General features: G+C 33.3%; 1 protein-coding gene and 1 pseudogene. Both read left to right on the top strand.

The annotated features are described in order from the left end of the window. Positions 1-295, top strand: a pseudogene (locus M3N64_RS13990) (IS1595 family transposase); the annotation flags it as partial. 55 nt (positions 296-350) lie between these two features. After that, entirely contained in the window at positions 351-788 is a 438-nt protein-coding gene (locus M3N64_RS13985; RefSeq protein ID WP_249104305.1) for a GNAT family N-acetyltransferase, read from the top strand. The last annotated feature ends 223 nt before the right edge of the window (positions 789-1,011 follow it).

The raw sequence follows: 1,011 nt of genomic DNA, 5'->3' as shown, positions 1-1,011 counted from the left end.
AGAAAAAGGATTAGAGCATTACCGAATCAAATCCGATGATGGAAAGCACGTTATAAAAGGCTTATATCACATTCAAAATGTCAACAGTTTTCATTCTCGGATGAAGAAGTGGATTGACCGTTTTAAAGGTGTGGCTACAAAATATCTTGATAATTACCTTGCTTGGTTCTTATTTGTAGATAGCCGCAGTAACGAAAATACCAAGCAACATATAAAAGAGCTTCTGCTTACATCATTTGTATTTGAAATGACAGAAACTTTTGAAAGTCTCCGTCTATCTAAGTTCAGTGCTTAAAAAGGTCATTAACGGGCAATCGGCTTATAAATACTGGGAGAGGAGAACTCAATTTATGGAAATTAGAAAACCAAACGATTCGGAATATAAAAAGATTTTATCACTTTCACCACAAGCATTATTCGAAGGTACGTTAGGCGAAGCAAAACCGTCAGATGAAAAAGTCAAGCAACTTATTGAACCATTATTGCAGAAAGGAAGCTATTATTTGATAGCAACTGAAGGCGATAATCTAATGGGTTGGATTCTTATAGGAACAAGTAAAGACCAATTTACTGAAAAGATATATGGATTTATTTATGAATTGTTTGTGTTAGAGGAATTTAGGGGAAATGAAATTTCAAAACAATTGATGGAAACTGGTATCGAACATCTTAAACAAGATGGATATTCAGAGGTTCGCTTAAGTGTATATGCAGGAAATCAAGCGATTAAACTGTACGAAAAATTAGGATTCAAAAATAGAACCATTACAATGAGTATGAACATATAAAACAAACATCTTTATTGAATATCTAATAGACTGGTTTATTGAGAATTGGGGAACCAAAAGATGGTTCCCTAACATTTTATTGAAAAAATCAACATTAAACATTAACAGAGCCTAATATATAAAGAAAGGGCATAGCCGTTGAAAGCGGTTGTGCCCTTTCTGCATAAAGAAAAGGGTATAATTTTTTCCAGAATGAAATTAACAACACAACGAACGGCCTTAT

Origin of the sequence: Sporolactobacillus mangiferae (assembly GCF_023336505.1) — a bacterium.
GTDB classification, from domain to species: domain Bacteria; phylum Bacillota; class Bacilli; order Bacillales; family Sporolactobacillaceae; genus Sporolactobacillus; species Sporolactobacillus mangiferae.
This window is presented reverse-complemented; position numbering and strand designations above follow the sequence as displayed.